This is a genomic window from Terriglobales bacterium (assembly GCA_035454605.1).
Classification (GTDB): Bacteria; Acidobacteriota; Terriglobia; order Terriglobales; family Acidobacteriaceae; genus DATMAB01.
In genome coordinates, this window is sequence record DATIGQ010000083.1 from 1 (window position 1) to 15,224 (window position 15,224).

20 protein-coding genes are annotated in these 15,224 nt (G+C 64.1%); 11 read left to right on the forward strand and 9 right to left on the reverse strand.

Going from position 1 to position 15,224, the window contains the following annotated elements; all coding sequences use genetic code 11:
- The 8 genes from cobO to lpxC form a co-directional block, all read left to right on the forward strand.
- The coding region (cobO, locus tag VLE48_06140; protein HSA92574.1) for a cob(I)yrinic acid a,c-diamide adenosyltransferase at positions 1-498 on the forward strand (498 nt) is incomplete at its 5' end.
- A gap of 133 nt (positions 499-631) precedes the next feature.
- Positions 632-1,486, forward strand: coding sequence for an acetyl-CoA carboxylase, carboxyltransferase subunit beta (accD, locus tag VLE48_06145; GenBank protein HSA92575.1), 855 nt, complete (start codon positions 632-634; stop codon positions 1,484-1,486).
- Positions 1,487-1,561: 75 nt separating this feature from the next.
- Positions 1,562-2,917, forward strand: a complete 1,356-nt coding sequence (locus tag VLE48_06150) for a folylpolyglutamate synthase/dihydrofolate synthase family protein (GenBank protein ID HSA92576.1) — start codon at positions 1,562-1,564, stop codon at positions 2,915-2,917.
- Between the two features lie 100 nt (positions 2,918-3,017).
- A complete protein-coding gene (locus tag VLE48_06155) occupies positions 3,018-3,821 on the forward strand; it encodes a lysophospholipid acyltransferase family protein (GenBank protein ID HSA92577.1) in 804 nt (267 codons plus the stop codon).
- Between the two features lie 26 nt (positions 3,822-3,847).
- Complete coding sequence (locus VLE48_06160) at positions 3,848-4,675, forward strand: gamma-glutamyl-gamma-aminobutyrate hydrolase family protein (protein ID HSA92578.1); 828 nt, start codon at positions 3,848-3,850, stop codon at positions 4,673-4,675.
- A 58-nt stretch (positions 4,676-4,733) separates the two neighbouring features.
- On the forward strand, positions 4,734-5,501 hold the full coding sequence (locus VLE48_06165; GenBank protein HSA92579.1) for an SDR family oxidoreductase: 768 nt from the start codon (positions 4,734-4,736) through the stop codon (positions 5,499-5,501).
- 39 nt (positions 5,502-5,540) lie between these two features.
- Positions 5,541-6,374: a hypothetical protein gene (locus VLE48_06170; GenBank protein HSA92580.1), complete on the forward strand. Its 834-nt coding sequence runs from the start codon at positions 5,541-5,543 to the stop codon at positions 6,372-6,374.
- A 115-nt stretch (positions 6,375-6,489) separates the two neighbouring features.
- Complete coding sequence (gene lpxC, locus VLE48_06175) at positions 6,490-7,398, forward strand: UDP-3-O-acyl-N-acetylglucosamine deacetylase (protein ID HSA92581.1); 909 nt, start codon at positions 6,490-6,492, stop codon at positions 7,396-7,398.
- A 120-nt stretch (positions 7,399-7,518) separates the two neighbouring features.
- Here lpxC and VLE48_06180 read toward each other — a convergent pair whose 3' ends face one another.
- The 7 genes from VLE48_06180 to VLE48_06210 all read right to left on the reverse strand — a co-directional run bounded on the left by VLE48_06180 (position 7,519) and on the right by VLE48_06210 (position 11,931).
- Positions 7,519-7,866 (reverse strand): hypothetical protein, encoded by a 348-nt coding sequence (locus VLE48_06180; GenBank protein ID HSA92582.1) that lies wholly within the window; start codon positions 7,864-7,866, stop codon positions 7,519-7,521.
- 160 nt (positions 7,867-8,026) lie between these two features.
- A complete protein-coding gene (locus VLE48_06185; GenBank protein ID HSA92583.1) occupies positions 8,027-8,818 on the reverse strand; it encodes a GGDEF domain-containing protein in 792 nt (263 codons plus the stop codon).
- 190 nt (positions 8,819-9,008) lie between these two features.
- Positions 9,009-9,611, reverse strand: a complete 603-nt coding sequence (locus tag VLE48_06190) for a YceI family protein (GenBank protein ID HSA92584.1) — start codon at positions 9,609-9,611, stop codon at positions 9,009-9,011.
- Between the two features lie 72 nt (positions 9,612-9,683).
- Entirely contained in the window at positions 9,684-9,830 is a 147-nt protein-coding gene (locus VLE48_06195; protein HSA92585.1) for a hypothetical protein, read from the reverse strand.
- Between the two features lie 24 nt (positions 9,831-9,854).
- Positions 9,855-10,661 (reverse strand): VTT domain-containing protein, encoded by an 807-nt coding sequence (locus VLE48_06200; GenBank protein ID HSA92586.1) that lies wholly within the window; start codon positions 10,659-10,661, stop codon positions 9,855-9,857.
- A gap of 90 nt (positions 10,662-10,751) precedes the next feature.
- Complete coding sequence (gene folK, locus VLE48_06205; GenBank protein HSA92587.1) at positions 10,752-11,246, reverse strand: 2-amino-4-hydroxy-6-hydroxymethyldihydropteridine diphosphokinase; 495 nt, start codon at positions 11,244-11,246, stop codon at positions 10,752-10,754.
- Positions 11,247-11,277: 31 nt separating this feature from the next.
- Positions 11,278-11,931, reverse strand: coding sequence for a hypothetical protein (locus VLE48_06210; GenBank protein HSA92588.1), 654 nt, complete (start codon positions 11,929-11,931; stop codon positions 11,278-11,280).
- 91 nt (positions 11,932-12,022) lie between these two features.
- On the opposite strand from VLE48_06210, the gene VLE48_06215 reads away from it, so the two are divergent.
- The 3 genes from VLE48_06215 (at position 12,023) to VLE48_06225 (ending at position 13,773) form a co-directional block, all read left to right on the forward strand.
- A complete protein-coding gene (locus VLE48_06215; protein ID HSA92589.1) occupies positions 12,023-12,601 on the forward strand; it encodes a hypothetical protein in 579 nt (192 codons plus the stop codon).
- Positions 12,602-12,846: 245 nt separating this feature from the next.
- On the forward strand, positions 12,847-13,128 hold the full coding sequence (locus tag VLE48_06220) for an HU family DNA-binding protein (protein ID HSA92590.1): 282 nt from the start codon (positions 12,847-12,849) through the stop codon (positions 13,126-13,128).
- Positions 13,129-13,320: 192 nt separating this feature from the next.
- The gene (locus VLE48_06225; protein HSA92591.1) at positions 13,321-13,773 is read left to right on the forward strand and encodes a c-type cytochrome; all 453 of its coding nucleotides are present in this window, start codon (positions 13,321-13,323) and stop codon (positions 13,771-13,773) included.
- A 189-nt stretch (positions 13,774-13,962) separates the two neighbouring features.
- Here the strand turns inward: VLE48_06225 and VLE48_06230 are convergent, their stop codons facing one another.
- Positions 13,963-14,529 (reverse strand): YceI family protein, encoded by a 567-nt coding sequence (locus VLE48_06230; protein HSA92592.1) that lies wholly within the window; start codon positions 14,527-14,529, stop codon positions 13,963-13,965.
- A 297-nt stretch (positions 14,530-14,826) separates the two neighbouring features.
- A complete protein-coding gene (locus tag VLE48_06235; GenBank protein HSA92593.1) occupies positions 14,827-15,048 on the reverse strand; it encodes a hypothetical protein in 222 nt (73 codons plus the stop codon).
- Positions 15,049-15,224 lie beyond the last annotated feature (176 nt).

Below are 15,224 nucleotides of genomic sequence, written 5' to 3' on the forward strand. Positions count from 1 at the left end.
GGTCCCGGCAAGGGCAAGACCACCGCCGCCATGGGGACGGCCTTGCGCGCCGTGGGTCAGGGCATGAAGGTGCTGATGCTGCAGTTCCTCAAGGGCTCCTGGCACTACGGCGAACTGGACGCGGTACAGGCCTTCGGCGACAAGTTTGTGATGAAGCAGATGGGCCGGGGCTTTGTGAAGGTGGGCGGCGCGGAACCCGACCCGGAAGACGTCCGCATGGTGGGCGAAGCGTGGGCGGAGGCGGAGAAAGCCATCCTCTCTGGCGAGTGGGACCTGATCATCCTGGATGAGATCAACTACGCCATTAGCTACGGCATGCTGGATGCCGCCACAGTGGTGGAAACGCTGAAGAAGAAGCCGGAGATGGCGCACGTCATCTTGACGGGGCGCAACGCGCATCCGACAATCGTGGAGTTGGCCGATACCGTCACCGAGATGCGCCAGGTGAAGCACGCCTACGAAAAAGGCGTGATGGCGCAGCGAGGCATAGAATACTGATTGTCATCCTGAGCGAGGCGCATTTTCCTTTGCCGAGCGAAGGATCTGGGCGCGCCGACTCGCGCCACTGCGCGAAAGGCGCGCATCCGTATTTGCTGGCAACTGGCTACTGACCACTGGCAACTGTTCTTTTATGGCTTGGTTCAAACGCGAAACCGGCGATCTGGAGCCCACGGGCGAAAAGCGCGTCCGCACCGAAGGGCTGTGGGTGAAGTGCGAGGGCTGCCGCCAGATCATCTGGAAGAAGGACCTGGAAGCCAACTGGAACGTGTGCCCGAAGTGCGAGCGCCACTTCCGCATCGACGCCCGCACCCGCCTGGCCCTGCTGCTGGACGACGAGAACTACGAAACCTTCGACGCCGGCCTGGCTTCGACCGACCCGCTGAAGTTCGTGGACGTGCGCTCCTACTCCGAGCGCCTGCGCAAGACGCAATCGGTCACCGGGCTGAAAGACGCCATCGTCAACGTGGCCGGGACGCTCGAAGGCCGTCCCGTCGTCATGAGCTCCATGGAGTACAGCTTTATCGGCGGCTCGATGGGCGCCGTGGTGGGCGAGGCCATCACCCGGGCGATCGAGCGGGCCACGGAGCAGAAGAAGCCCCTGATCATCGTGTCCGCTTCGGGCGGCGCCCGCATGATGGAAGGCGTCGTCAGCCTGATGCAGATGGTGAAGATCTCGGCTGCGCTCGCCCGCCTGGACGAAGCCAAGCTGCCCTACATCTCGGTGCTCACCGACCCCACCACCGGCGGCGTCACCGCGTCTTACGCCATGCTGGGTGACTTGAATATCGCCGAGCCGGGCGCGCTCATCGGCTTTGCCGGACCGCGCGTCATCGAGCAGACCATCCGCCAGAAGCTTCCGGAAGGCTTCCAGCGCGCCGAGTTCCTGCTGCAGCACGGCATGCTCGACGGCGTAGTCCACCGCAAGGAAATGAAGGCCTACATCGCCCGCGCCCTGAACTTCATGATGGCCAACGGGAAGAACTAGCCGTCAGCACTCAGCTAGAATCATGCGTTGCTCCGGCATCGGCTCGCTCACCGCTGAATGCTGACTGCTGATTTCATGTCCTACGCCTCCGCCGTCGAAAGCCTGCTCGCCCTCGGCCATGAGCTGCACGCCACGCCCTCGCACAAGTTCGACCTGGCGAACATGCGCGTGCTGCTGGAGGCGCTGGGGCATCCCGAGCGCCGCTTCGCCAGCGTGCTGGTCGCGGGGACCAACGGCAAGGGTTCCACCGCGGCCACGCTGGCCTCGATCCTCCAGGCTGCGGGGCACCACACCGGGCTCTACACCTCGCCGCACCTGCTGCGGGTGAACGAGCGCATACGCATCACGGGCGAAGAAATTTCCGACGATGACTTCGCTGCCGTGCACGCGCGGTCGGAAGAAGTGGCGCAGCGGCTGGTTACGGCAGGCTCCCTGCCCTGGCATCCCAGCTTCTTTGAGATGCTGACCGCCATGACCTTCGAGCATTTCGCAAATAGTGGTGTGCGCATCGCCGTGCTGGAAGTGGGAATGGGCGGGCGGCTGGACGCCACCAACGTGGTCGAGCCCGTGCTCAGCGTGATCACGGACATCGCGCTCGACCACCAGAAGTTCCTGGGGAACACGATGGCCGAAATCGCGCGCGAGAAGGCGGGCATCATCCGCCCGGGCGGCGTGGTGGTGACGCTGCCGCAGCATCCGGAAGCGAACGACGTGCTGGGCAATACGATTCTGGAGCGCGAGGCTCGAGGCGTGAATGCCGTGCCCTACATGCCGCCGGTTTCTCCGGGCGCGGAACGGGAAACTCGAAACTGGAAACTCGAAACTGATTTTCGCTCGCGCTATCCGCTCGAAGTTCTGGGCTCGACCATTACCGTCGATTCGCCGCTCACCGGACGCCACCAGCTTCGCAACCTGGCTTTGGCCATCGCTGCCGCAGTTGAACTCAATGCACAAGGCTTTCCGCTGACCGCGCAGGACGTCGAGCGCGGCATACGGCAGACGCGCTGGCGCGGGCGGTTGGAGATGCTGCCGGCCGCCGCCGGGCGCCCGCCCGTGCTGCTGGACGCCGCCCACAACCCGGCCGGCGCCTGGGCGCTGCGCGCCGCCTTCTCCGAGCTGGCGGGTGAGCGGCCGGTCACGCTGGTCTTTGGGGCAATGCGGGACAAGGCTATCGGCGAGATGGCGGAGATCCTGTTCCCCGTGGCCGCGCACGTGGTGGTTACCCGCGCCCAAAACCCTCGTTCTGCCACTCCGGATGAGGTGCGGGCCGCCGCCGCCCGCATGGGCGAAACTATCTCCGCCGAACCCGACGTCCCCACTGCCCTGCGCCGCGCCTTTCAAGTCGCCGGCAAGGATGGGCTGGTGGTCGTGGCCGGGTCCATTTACATTATCGGCGAAGCGATAGAAGCCATTGAGTCAGTCAATCCGTGAATCATTGAATCAGTGGAAGACGGTTGGGTCTTAGACGACCGGGTTTGCTTTTCAATGATTCAATGACCAAATGATTCAATGATTCGATCGATCCACCTCCGTGGCCAAGCGAACCAACCAACTCCGACACACTCTCAGTCTCCTCCGCTCCATCCTCATTCTCAACAACCTGATCTACCTCTACACGGTCGTGCTCGGGACGCTGTCGCTGGTGTCGTCTCTGTTCGACTCGAGCGGTCGCGTGCAGCACTGGTTCGCGCGCACCTGGTCGTGGCTCATCCTGAAGACTGCCATGTGCCCGGTGACGGTCGAGGGCCTGGACAAGATCGATACCTCGAAGCCCTACATGTACGCAGCCAATCATCTTTCGGCGCTGGACATCCCGGTGGTGTACGTCTACCTGCCCTTCCAGTTCCGCATCATGGCCAAGGAGGAGTTGTTTCACTATCCCTTCATGGGCTGGCACTTGCGGCGCTCGGGCCAGGTTTCCATCGACCGCTCGAACGCGCTGGCTTCCATGCGCAGCTTGAACCGCGCTGCGGAGACGCTGAAGGCCGGGATGCCGCTGGTGGTGTATCCCGAGGGCGGGCGCTCGGCCTCCGGCCAGATCATCCCCTTCCTGGGCGGAGTGTTCTACGCCGCTATCAAGGCGCAGGCGGACGTCGTCCCCATCGCACTGGTAGGCACGTACGAGGCGCTGCCCATGGACACCTTCCACATCATGCCGCGGCCCATGCTGATGCTGGTAGGCGAGCCCATCTCCACCGCCGGCCTGGTGCCGCGGGACATGGACGCGCTCGCGCTCAAGGTGCAAAAGGCGGTGGAAGACCTATACTATTCGCGCGCCGAGATTCCAGACCCACGTGTTCCATCGTCGGAAACGGTCGCCCCGCGAAGTGGCTGAATGGTGATTGCTGACTGCTGATTCTCATGAAACCCCGCATCGCCATCCCTGTCCCTCACTCCTCTGACAAAGACTACGACGACCGCGCCCTGCCGCAGTACCAGAAGGCCATCGAGCAGGCCGGCGGCGAGGTCGAAGTCATCCCACTGGACAAGTCGCAGGACGAAGTGGCGCAACTGCTGAAGGGCTGCGACGGCGTGCTTCTGCCGGGCAGTCCCGCCGACGTCGATCCGCAGAAATACAGCGCCAAACGCGACCCGCGCACCAACCCGCCGGACCCGCCGCGCGACGCCGTGGACGAACTGCTGCTGCAGGACGCCCACAATATGCGCAAGCCCTTGCTGGGCATCTGTTACGGCCTGCAGTCGCTGAACGTGTGGCGCACCGGCACGCTGCTGCAGCATGTCGAGACAGGTGTGAAGCACGATGCCGGGCGGCGTTTGAAGAAGGCCCACACCGTGAGCGTGGCTCCCGATTCACGCCTGGCCAAGATCCTGTCCGACGCCCCCGACACCAACCTCCACCCCTCGCCGGATTTCACCGCCATGCAGTTCAAGGTGAACTCCAGCCACCACCAGGCGGCCAAGAAGGCGGGCAGCGGCTTGCGCGTGGCCGCCCGCTGCCCCGACGACAGCATCATCGAGGCCGTGGAAGGCACCGAACCCGACCACTGGCTGCTCGCCGTGCAGTGGCACCCGGAGCGCACCGCCGAAGACGATCCCTGCTCCCAGGCCCTCTTTAACGCGCTGGTCGAGGCGGCCCGCGAATGGCATGAGAGTCCCCGCGCCCAGGTGGAGCCGGAAGGCTTGCCGGCCTCGAAATTCACCAAGGCCGGCCGGGGCAAGAGCAAGTAGCGCTCAAGCCTGACCGCTGTGCCCCTTCGTGTCCTCTGTGGTTAACTAGAAGATTCCCATGGTCTCGCTAAGTCTCGAAGGCAAGGTCGCGCTCATTACCGGAGGCTCGCGCGGCATCGGCGCGGCCACCGTGCGGCTGTTCGTCGAGGCCGGCGGCAAGGTGATGTTCAACTACCGGAGCGCGCGTGACCCCGCCGACGCGCTGGTGAAAGAATGCGGCGCGGAGCGCTGCGCCGCCGTCGAGAGCGACCTGGCGAGTGAAGCTCCGGCCAGGGCTCTGGTGGAAGCGACGGTCTCCCGCTTCGGCCGCCTGGACATTCTGGTAGCCAACCATGGCATCTGGCCGCATGAGGACATCCCCATCGAGCAGATGACCGAGGACCACTGGAAGCGCACTTTCGCGGTGAATCTGGAGAGCGTGTTCGGACTGGTGAAACACGCCGTGGCGCAGATGAAGCGGCAGGGTAAGGGCGGACACATCGTGCTGGTCAGCTCCACCTCCGGGCAGCGTGGCGAAGCTTTCCACCTGGACTACTCCGCCACCAAGGGTGCCCTCATCAGCCTGACCAAGGGCCTTTCCACAGAGCTGGCCGCCGACGGCATCCTGGTGAACAGCGTCGCGCCCGGCTGGGTGGCCACCGATATGGTGGCGCCCACCCTGGCCGATCCCACGTCGCGCGAGTGGGTGCTGGCCGCTCAGCCCCTGCATCGGGTGGCGACTCCAGAAGAGATTGCCGGACCCATCCTGTTCCTGTGCACGGAGCACGCCGGATATATCACCGGCGAGATTCTCAACATCAACGGAGGCTCGGTGCTGGTGGGATGAGGCAGCGGCAGGCCGCCAGTATGCGTCTTAGTGAGTGACATGAGTTTCGACTCCCCAGTCCGGCTCCTGCTGCTGGCCCTGGCGGCCACGCTGGCCACAGCTCAGCAGCAGGCCGTACCGTCGGCTGCTGGGCCCACCTCCGCCAGCTCCGCGGCAGCCGCCAACACGCAAAAAGCGCGTGCCGTGCTGGACCGCGCCATCCAGGCGCTGGGCGGAAAGGAGTTCCTCGAGTTCACCGACCGGGTGCAGCACGGACGCACCAGCCGCTTCTACCGTGGTCGGCCGGTGGGCGTGGGTGGCGACTTCCGCCGCATCTGGAAGTGGCCGGGCAAGGAACGCTACGAGTTCTTCAAGAGCGGCGAGTGGGTGGTGATCTTCAACGGCGACGAGGGCTTCGACATCACCTATCACGGCACCCGCCACGTCGATCCGCCCGACCTGGAGGAACACATCCGCCGCCGCGACCGCTCGCTCGACTACGTCCTCCGCCGGTGGGTGAGCGATCCCAAGACGCTGCTGTTCCACGACGGCACGGTCCTTGTGGACCGCAATCCGGCCGACAAGGTCACTCTCGTCAACAGCAGGAACCAGGACGTGAGCCTGTTCTTCGACGCCGCGACCGGGCTGCCCGTCCGCCTTTCCTACACCTACCGCGATCCGCGCACGCGCGAGAAGTTCGAAGAAGGCGAGGTATTCGCCAACTACAAATCCATCCAGGGCATCCAGACTCCCATGCGCGTGCAGCGCACCCGCGATGGCGAAATGACCCGCCAGTACTTTTACGACAGCGTCACCTACAACGGCGGCGTCTCCGATTCCCAGTTCACCGCCACCGTAACCTACGAAGCCCCAAAGACCTACCCGCGTCGGTAGGTCCCCTTCCCGCTTGCGTCTAGGGGACCACGAACTGTGGCAAATTTGCCACAGACGCAAGCTCCGTCAAAGTGCTCTAATCTATTGAGCAGCAGCCACCTGGCAGCCTCTGCCTTTGCTCTTCGAGCAGACAATCCGTGAGCCTATCGGATGCCGAGGCGTCGGTCTCCATTCCGGCGCTCCGGTCGAGTTGCGCATTCTGCCGGCCGCGGCCGGTACCGGCGTGGTATTCCGCCGGGTGGACCTGGAAGGCTTCGAGGTAGAAGCTACGGGACGCAATGTGGCGCGCGTCAGCTACGCCACCAGCCTGATGAAGAAGGGCGTGTTCATCTCCACCACCGAGCACCTGCTTTCCGCGTTCGTGGGCATGGGGTTGGATAACGCCATCGTGGAGCTGGACAATCTCGAACTGCCCATCCTCGATGGCAGCGCGCTTCCCTTCGTGGAAATGGTGCGGCGCGCCGGACTCAAGCGGCAGCGGCGCAAGCGCAGCTACCTGCGCGTGAAGGAAGAGATCGAGCTGCGCGACGGAGACAAGTTCATCGCCGTCCATCCCGCCGACCGCTACTCCGTCTCCTACCGCATCAACTTCCCGCACCCGCTCATCGGCAAGGAATTCTTCGAGGTCGCGCTGGGCGGCGCGGGCATGGATGCAGCCGCCGAGAGCGAAGCCTACAGCCGCGAGATCGCTCCCGCGCGCACCTTTGGCTTCCGCCACGAAGAGAAGGCCATGCGCGACATGGGACTCATCCGCGGGGCCGCGGTCGAGAACTGCATCGTGCTCACCCGCCAGGGCGTGGAGAACGGCCCGCTGCGTTTCCCGGACGAGTTCGTGCGCCACAAGGTGCTGGACCTGATCGGCGATCTGGCGCTGGTGGGACGCCGCATCATCGGGCGCGTGGTGGCCGACCGCGCCGGCCACGCTATGCACACCGCCCTGGTCTCCCTCTTCCTGCGCGACCGCTCGCTGTGGGACGAGGTCACCTGGGACGAGGTGGCGCACCCGGCCGAGGTTCTGGCCTAGCCTGAACGTTGAGGGCTCTTCAGCAGGGCTCGCGCATGGCGTCCACGAGCTCAGCGAGAAACCTGCCTGGCAACCTCGTAATGAACCGGGGCTGAGTGCTAGGGGCTAATTGCTGCTTTTCTACGCTGTGGCTTCCGCCCGCGCCCGGATGATGCTGCCGGCGGCGCGCAGCGTGCGCGCGCCCCGCTCCGAGCTGATGGGCTTGTCCAGCACGAAGTGCGCTCCCATGCGGAACGCGGCTCCGCCACGCGCGCTCCCGCTCAGGATGGCGAACACGATGGCGCCCGCGTTTACCGGATGCCGGCGCAACTGCTTGAGGAATTCCTCTGCCGCCTGCAGGTCGTCGCAATCCAGAAGGATGGCGTGGAACTTGCGGCTGGCGAGCAAACTGTGGGCTGCCGGGTGGCTGGGCGAGACATCTAGCCGCATGTCCGCGTCGCGGAGCAGGCGCCGCAGGACGCTTTCCACTCGCGGATCACTAGTCACCAGGAGAGAGTCTGGTTGCATAGGCAAAGCCAAATCTAGCCGGGTTCCTCGGCTTCCACCAGATACCCAAAGTTCCCCAGGGTCGGTTACCCCTGGATTACCCGGAAGCCCAAGCCTTACAGCCGCTTGCGCCCCGTGAGCCTTAGCTGGCTCTCACTGCCTTCTTGCGGTACATCTCCTGATCCGCCGCATCCACTGAGACCTCCAGCGGTTGTCCGCGCACATATTCGGCCAGCCCGCAGCTCAGGCTCATGGAGTAGCCATCTTCGCCGTGGGTCTTGTTCCAGGCGCCTACGGCTGCCTGTACCCGCTCCACGACCCGCTCGCTCTCCCGTAGCCCGGTGTCCCAGAGCAAAGCCAGGAATTCATCACCACCGTAGCGAACCACGGTATCGGAGTTGCGCAGCGTCCGGCGCAGCACGCGCGCGATCTCGGCCAGCAGCTTGTCTCCCTCCATGTGCCCGAAGCGGGTGTTCACTCGCTTAAAGTCGTCCACGTCCATCATCAGCAGGGTCAGCGGGTCGTCGCTGCGCTCCAGCCGGTTCAGTTCCCGGGGCAGGACGTGCGTCAGGTAATGGCGGCTGAAAGTTTCCGTGAGTGAGTCGGTAAGCGACGCCCATTGCAGCGCCTCGTTGCGCAGCACCTGGTCCATCAGCTCCTCGCGCACCTTGCTCAGGCGGAAGCGCTGCTGCAGCACGTATACATTCGCCAGGACAATGAGCGCGATGAACCCGAACAGCAGTTGCGGCAGGTAGCGGCCGTCGGCGCGCAGCATCCCCAGGTTCCAGGCCAGATTGGGCAGGACGATGCTCACCACGCCGGTGGCCACCACCACCAGCAGCAGCAGCACGATTCCCCACAACTGGACGTCGCGCGCCTCCAGGCTCTGGATCCTGCGCCTCAGGTCGGAAGCGTTCGCCGGTTCGGTGGCCATCCCGCCTCGATGATAGGTGCGCGGCGACTGTCCTGGACCCAGGCGTCCAAAGGCGCTGGGTTCCTCCGGACCGAAATGGAACTGCAGGCAAGAACGGGAAATAGCCCGGCGAGAAGGAATCTCGCGGGTGTTGCGCGCACTACCCAATCCGGCGCCGCGGTCGCTGGCGCGTGCGCGCCGTTCGGTTCCTTCACCCTTTCTTGATCAGTTCCAGGTCGATGGTGATCTCGATCGTTTCCCCCACCACCAGGCCGCCGGTATCAAACTTCTTGTCCCATCTCACTCCGTAGTCGAAGCGGTTGATCTTGGTCCTGGCGGTGGCGCCGCGTCGCTGGTTGCCCCACGGATCTTTGATTTCCGGCGTCGGGCCCTCCACTTCGAGCACCACGGGCTTGCTCACCCCGCGGATGGTCAGCTCGCCGGTCACCCGCAGCTTGCCGTCTCCCGCCTTCTCCACCTGGGTGGATTTGAAGGTCATGGTGGGAAAGTTGGCCACATCGAGGAAATCCGCGCTCTTCAGGTGGGCGTCGCGCTTCGGCTCGCGGGTGTCAATGGTGGTGGTGTCAATGGTGGCCTCCACCCGCGACTTGCTGATGTCCGTTTCATCCAGGTAAACGGTGCCCGTCACGTTATGGAACTCCCCGCGTACCGTGCTGATGAGCAGGTGGCGCGCCGCGAATTGCGCGCTCGAATGCTGCGTGTCAATCTGCCAGGTCGTGGTCTGGGCCGCAGCCGTGAAGGTCAGCGCCAGCACGGTGGCGATGATGAAGAGTGCATGCTTCAGTGGTTTCATAACTTCCTAGACTCCTTGTTTGGGCTCGACGTGAGCCGTTGTATCTGACCGTCCCAATGGTGGGCCAGTCCGCTATCCACTAGCCGCCCGGCTTTCCGCGGGCCTTATCGCCACCAAATCGAAGTGTTCCAGCTCGAAGCCGGCGGTGATCCAGGCGTCGAAGCCGCCCTCCAGCGGCCGGACACGGCTGAATCCGTGATCCATCAGCATGCGCGCCACACGGGCGGCCGAGGCTTCGTTCGGTCAAGTACAGTAAAGGATGATCTCCCGGTCGCTGGGCAACTCGGGCACCTTGCGCTCCAGTTCGGTCGCGTCCAAAAGCAGCGCCCCCGGGATGCGCCGCGGATCGCCCCGGCGCGCGGCGGGGGAACGTACGTCCACCACCACCGGTGCCTGGCCGTCGTTGATCAGCCCGTTCAGTTCCTGCACCCCGATTCGTGCCAGCCGCTGCTCGTTATAGAACTTTTTCCGCTCCCGCCACTTGACGAACATGAACACGCCCAGCGCGGCGCCCACGATCACCAGGGCCCACCCGCCCAGGCTTTCCAGGTAGGTGATCACGCGGTCGATGGCGTCGTGAAAGATCATTCCCAGCCCGATGCCCAACCCGGCCCAGATGAGCGCGCCCAAGCCGTCGTAGATGAGGAACGCTGGTGCTGGGAGCCGGGTTGCGCCGGCCACCGGCGGCGCCACCGTCGAAAACCCCGGAACAAACTTGGCTGCCACTAACGAGCGCGCGCCCCAGCGCTCAAACAGCGACTCCGTATGCCGCACGCACGAGACCGGCGAGAGTGAAACGCGGCACAGCAGGCTCAGCACGCGGTGCCCGTAGCGCCGTCCCAGGCCATACCACGCCGTATCCGCGATCAGGCAGGCCAGCACCGCCGCGGCCAGCAATTCCGGCCCTGAGTGGAGGCCCAGGCCCACCAGCGCGCCCGCCACCAGCAAGGTGGGAAACGCCGGGATAGGCAGCCCGAGCTGCTCCCCAAGCACGTTGAGGAAAACGAACGGCAGCCCGTACTGCGCCACTTTGGACGAAAGGTCGGTCACGCTAGTTGTCCCTCAGGCCTCTCCCATGAGATGGTCCACACCGAGAAAAGACGCAGCAGCCCGGTTCTCGTGGATTCACTGATTCAATACTCATTGATTCGATTCGATTTTCCGCACTTTCGCATCCCCCGCCGGCAGCGCATCCCGCAGCTCGCGCACCGTGCGCCCCAGCACCGGATGCCGGGCGTCGGGCGCAATCTCCGCCAGCGGCTCCAGCACGAACCGCCGCTCATGCATGGCCGGATGGGGGATCACCAGCCCCGGCGTATCCATCACCGCATCCCCGAACAGCACAATGTCGATGTCCAGCGTCCGCGGCCCTTTGGGCACCAGCCGCTTGCGTCCCGCCTCCTGTTCGATTCCGCGGATTCGCCCCAGGAACTGCTTCGGCATCAACTCGGTTTCAAGACCAACGGCGCAGTTCAAAAACCAATCCTGACGCGTGTATTCCACCGGCTCCGTCTCGTAGAACGCGGAAACGGCGGCCACGTCGCCCAGTTCGCCGAGCTTCTGAATAGCCTGTTCCAGGTGCCCGCGGCGGTCCCCCACATTCGACCCCAGTGAGAGATAGATAAGCTTCTTCAATGCCCTGTGCCTCTGTGTCTCTGTGGCCAACCTACGGAATGACGATGCTTCGCCCCGCGTCCGGAGCCACGATTGCCGGCTCTTTTTCCGGGAAGCGGCTGTAGAGGAAGTCCAGGAACGCGCGCGACTTGGGTCTCCCCGACGTCCTCGCCTGCGCCATCCGCACCAGGAACACCAGGGCCTCCAGCACCTCGCTGTCGCGCAGCGTGGCGTAGCCTACGTGTTTCTGCTCGGTCTCGCGATAGCCGGCAATCATCTTCTCCAGTTCCGCCACGATGGCCTGCTGCGGCCCAAGTCCCTGCTCCGTTCCGGTAATCAGGCCGGAGGAGGCCAGCGTCTGGTAGCGCCGGGCCAGCGCCGAAAGCGCTCCGATCAAGTCGCGATCCACCAGCGAGCGCTCCGCCCGCGCCGACTTGGCCAGCGCGAACGACAGTCCCACGATCAGCGGCTCGCGCTGGTGCAGCAACGCGTCGCGGATTTCCACTTCGGCGAACACCTCGGCCGGGTCTAACTGATTCAGTGCCCGTGGTTTCTCCCGCTCTCGCGCCTGCCGCAGATAAGGACAGTCGCTCGGACAGTCCAGCGTCACCTCGCGTTCGGTGCCGCAGCACACGGCGCAAATCCGCCCATGCACCGCCGGGCAGAAGCGCTTTTCCTTCCGGGTTTCGCAGATTTGGCAGGCCACAGGGTTCGCCCCGAGCCGCCATTCTAACCTCTGGCTTGCCGTTCCCCTTGACGCCCCGCACGCCAAGCACTATGCTGCGCCGAATTCCGGGGTGGGCCAAGCCATGAACCTGCCCAATCCGCAGACCAACCCGTCCGCTGCTTCACATTGCCCACATTGTGGTCAGCCGCTGATTCCGGCAACCTCGGCTCCATCTGCCAGGACCGTCCGCAAGCTGCTGCCCTATGGCCTATTGCTTCTGTTCCTCGGGGTGATTGCCGCCGTCGCTATCCCCAACCTCATGCGGTCGCGCATGGCGTCCGGCGAGGGTACCTCTGTCGGCGGCGTACGTACCATCAATACCGCTCAGGTGACCTACGCCTCCACCTATCCCAAACGCGGCTTCTCCCCTACGCTGAAGGCGCTGGGACCGCCTCCGCAAGGCGCCGCCCCAAGTCCCGACGCGGCCTACCTCATTGACAGTGTGTTGGCTTCGGGAATGAAGTCCGGCTACCGCTTCTACTACCAGCCCACCACCTACGACGCCTCCGGGGCTGCCACCGGCTATATGGTGCTGGCGATTCCCATGGACCCGGGGGTCAACCGCCGCTTTCTCTACTCCGACCAGAGCGGCGTCATCCACTCCGAGATGGATACCTTCGCCGGCCCCAACAGCCCGGCTATCCAGTAACACCAGAGCGGAAGTCGATGCGCCCTTAACCGGGTGGTTCATTCCCATTTTGGGAATCCACCTTCGCCACCCCCACCCCTCCCTAACCCGCATTGCACTTGGTTTTGTGCAACCCCACCCCTCTCAAACCCGCATAAAAAGCGGGCCAGAGGCTTCCCATCCCCACGAAACTGTTGTATTATGCGGCTCGGAACAGGGGAAGCACTTCTACAATCACACCCCCGAGAGGAGAAATATTCATGGGCATGACCAAGACACAACTCGTCCGTCACATGGCCGAGAAGATTGAAACCAGCAACAAGACCGCGGCCGCGTTCCTGGACGCGCTCTGCGACACCGCCATCAAGGAGACCAAGAAGAGCGGCGTGTTCGTGCTGCCCGGTCTGGGCCGCCTGAAGAAGGTGCAGCGCAAGGCGCGCATGGGCCGCAACCCGCAGACCGGCGAGGCCATCAAAATCCCCGCCAAGACCACCGCCAAGTTCTATCTCGCGAAGGCCGTGAAAGACGCCATCGCTCCCAAGAAGTAACGTTTCACCCCCGAAGTTCCGCAGGCCGGCTCCCGCGAGCCGGCCTTTTCGTTTTCTTGATTGTCAATACTTGGGCGCGCCCCGGCGGGCCAGGGATCCCATCCTCAACACGCCTAAATTGTCATCCCGAGCGAGACGCTGTTGCGTGTGTGCATTCGTGGAATCGGTGGCCGCCTTTATACTGAGAACGAGATGCTCGGCACGCGCCTCATCATCCTCTTAATCGCCTTCGCCCTCCCCGCCCTTGCCCAGGACGCCGACCTCGCCCGCGGGGAAGAGATCGCGCGCACCAAGTGCGACACCTGTCACACCCTGCGCAACGCCGGCAAGCCGGTGGTCGGTTTTCTGGCAGGTGGGAAAGTCTTCGGGTCGGTGGCCTCCCACAATCTCACCCCCGATCCCTCCGGCATTCCCTACTTTGACGAGAAACTTTTCTTCGAGGCGCTGCGCGAGAGCAAGGTAGGCGCGCGCAAGCTCAAACCCGTCATGCTTCCCGTCGTCAAGAGGCTCTCTGACGACGACTTGCGCGCCCTCTTCGCCTATCTCAAGACCATCCCGCCGGTGCGGCATCGCGTGGACAACACCGAGCCGCCCACCTTCTGCAAGCTCTGTAAGCAGCGCCACGGCGCCGGCGACAGGAACTGAGGATTTCATCTCACCGCCGAGACCGCAAAGGGCGCCGAGGGATCGAACTAACCTATGGGATTAGCCTTGGTGCTCCCTTTGTGTCCTTGATGGTTGAGCTTTCCCGGATGCGGACAGCGGAGAGCGGAAAGCGGACGGCGGAAAGGCAAGAGCCAAGAGCCAAGAGCCAAGAGCTAACAGCTCGCAGCCTCACTTCAACACAATCTCGAACTCCACCTTCACCTCATTCTTCACTTTGATCGTCCCGCCAGCCACGCTCACCGGCTCCATCCCGAAATCCTTCTGCTTCACGCTCGCCGTACCCGTGTAGCGCCCCTGGCCGCCTTTCACCCGCACCTCCACCGGCTTCGATTGCCCATGTAGCGTCAGTTCGCCCCGCACCAGCCATTCATCGCCGCTTTTCTGCGCCTCGGTCGAATGAAAACGGATCTCCGGATAGCGCCCGCTGTCGAGCACCTTGGGCCCGTGCATGGTCTCCTGGACTTCCTGGCGCTCTTTCGCATCCACATCCGGATCGAGCACCAGCAACTGCCGCGCGTCCACCCGAATCTCCACCTTTCCGGTGGCTTCGTCCACAGTTCCGCTAGCGATCGGCGCCCGTATCTCGTGGTTGTGTCCGGCAAAACCGAACAGCCCGCCGCGGAATACCCGCACCGTCATCCGTGAGCGCTCGGCATCCACCGCGCGCGGCTGCTGCCCCACGGCCGTTCCGGCCGCGGCCAGCAGGATGCACACCAGGGTGGCCACTCGCTTCATGCCTCGTTAGATGCGGAGCTCGGTTCGGAGAGACACGCCTATCTGGAAACTTGACCTAGCTGGCTTTCCCCTTCGGAGTGGCACGACTTCAGAGTTGCTGTAGGAGGTGCCTGGCCACCGGGCGTGAGCCTTTCCTGGGGATCTAGGATTGCTTGCTGTCCTGGGCAGGCTTCCAACAAACCCCGCGCCCGACTGAGCCGGAGTCCGCGGTGGCGGACGAGGCGGAGGGAGGCGCATCTGCGATCAGTTCGGCGCGCCCCAGGAGCAACCGACAATAGCCCACCGATTCAAATAACCCTAACCTGACTTTGCCGCCTCCCTGGCGTACATCTCGCTGGCAATCGACATCACCAGGAGGAGCACGCTGAGCTGCAGTACATTCCGCGGCTCGATGGTCGTAGCCCTCGCGATGGATTCGCCAAACGCGCCGATGGTCAGCAGGCGGTAGAGCACGGCCACCACGCCCATGACCATCCCTCCCTGATACGTCAGCTTTGCAATTGTCTGGATGCGAGCCATTGTGACCTCCTCGCTCGGATCAAAAGAGCCGGTTCAACAAACTCGGAGAGTGGGGCTCTCGGTGACGGTGGGCGAAGTCTAGCACGCTTGCAATCCCCCGTGATGGGCGTTTCGCTCGAGGGAAGAGCGGGTTCGTATCAGGACGCGGCTTCAGCCCTGCCGTTTCCGGTGCGGAC

Coding starts and splice junctions, on each gene's coding strand:
- VLE48_06235 (HSA92593.1), bottom strand. CDS start 15,048: ATGGCTCGCATCCAGACAATTGCAAAGCTGACGTATCAGGGAGGGATG.
- accD (HSA92575.1), top strand. CDS start 632: ATGGCTTGGTTCAAACGCGAAACCGGCGATCTGGAGCCCACGGGCGAA.
- VLE48_06185 (HSA92583.1), bottom strand. CDS start 8,818: ATGGCCACCGAACCGGCGAACGCTTCCGACCTGAGGCGCAGGATCCAG.
- VLE48_06150 (HSA92576.1), top strand. CDS start 1,562: ATGTCCTACGCCTCCGCCGTCGAAAGCCTGCTCGCCCTCGGCCATGAG.
- VLE48_06170 (HSA92580.1), top strand. CDS start 5,541: ATGAGTTTCGACTCCCCAGTCCGGCTCCTGCTGCTGGCCCTGGCGGCC.
- VLE48_06220 (HSA92590.1), top strand. CDS start 12,847: ATGACCAAGACACAACTCGTCCGTCACATGGCCGAGAAGATTGAAACC.
- VLE48_06160 (HSA92578.1), top strand. CDS start 3,848: ATGAAACCCCGCATCGCCATCCCTGTCCCTCACTCCTCTGACAAAGAC.
- VLE48_06230 (HSA92592.1), bottom strand. CDS start 14,529: ATGAAGCGAGTGGCCACCCTGGTGTGCATCCTGCTGGCCGCGGCCGGA.
- VLE48_06165 (HSA92579.1), top strand. CDS start 4,734: ATGGTCTCGCTAAGTCTCGAAGGCAAGGTCGCGCTCATTACCGGAGGC.
- VLE48_06225 (HSA92591.1), top strand. CDS start 13,321: ATGCTCGGCACGCGCCTCATCATCCTCTTAATCGCCTTCGCCCTCCCC.
- VLE48_06190 (HSA92584.1), bottom strand. CDS start 9,611: ATGAAACCACTGAAGCATGCACTCTTCATCATCGCCACCGTGCTGGCG.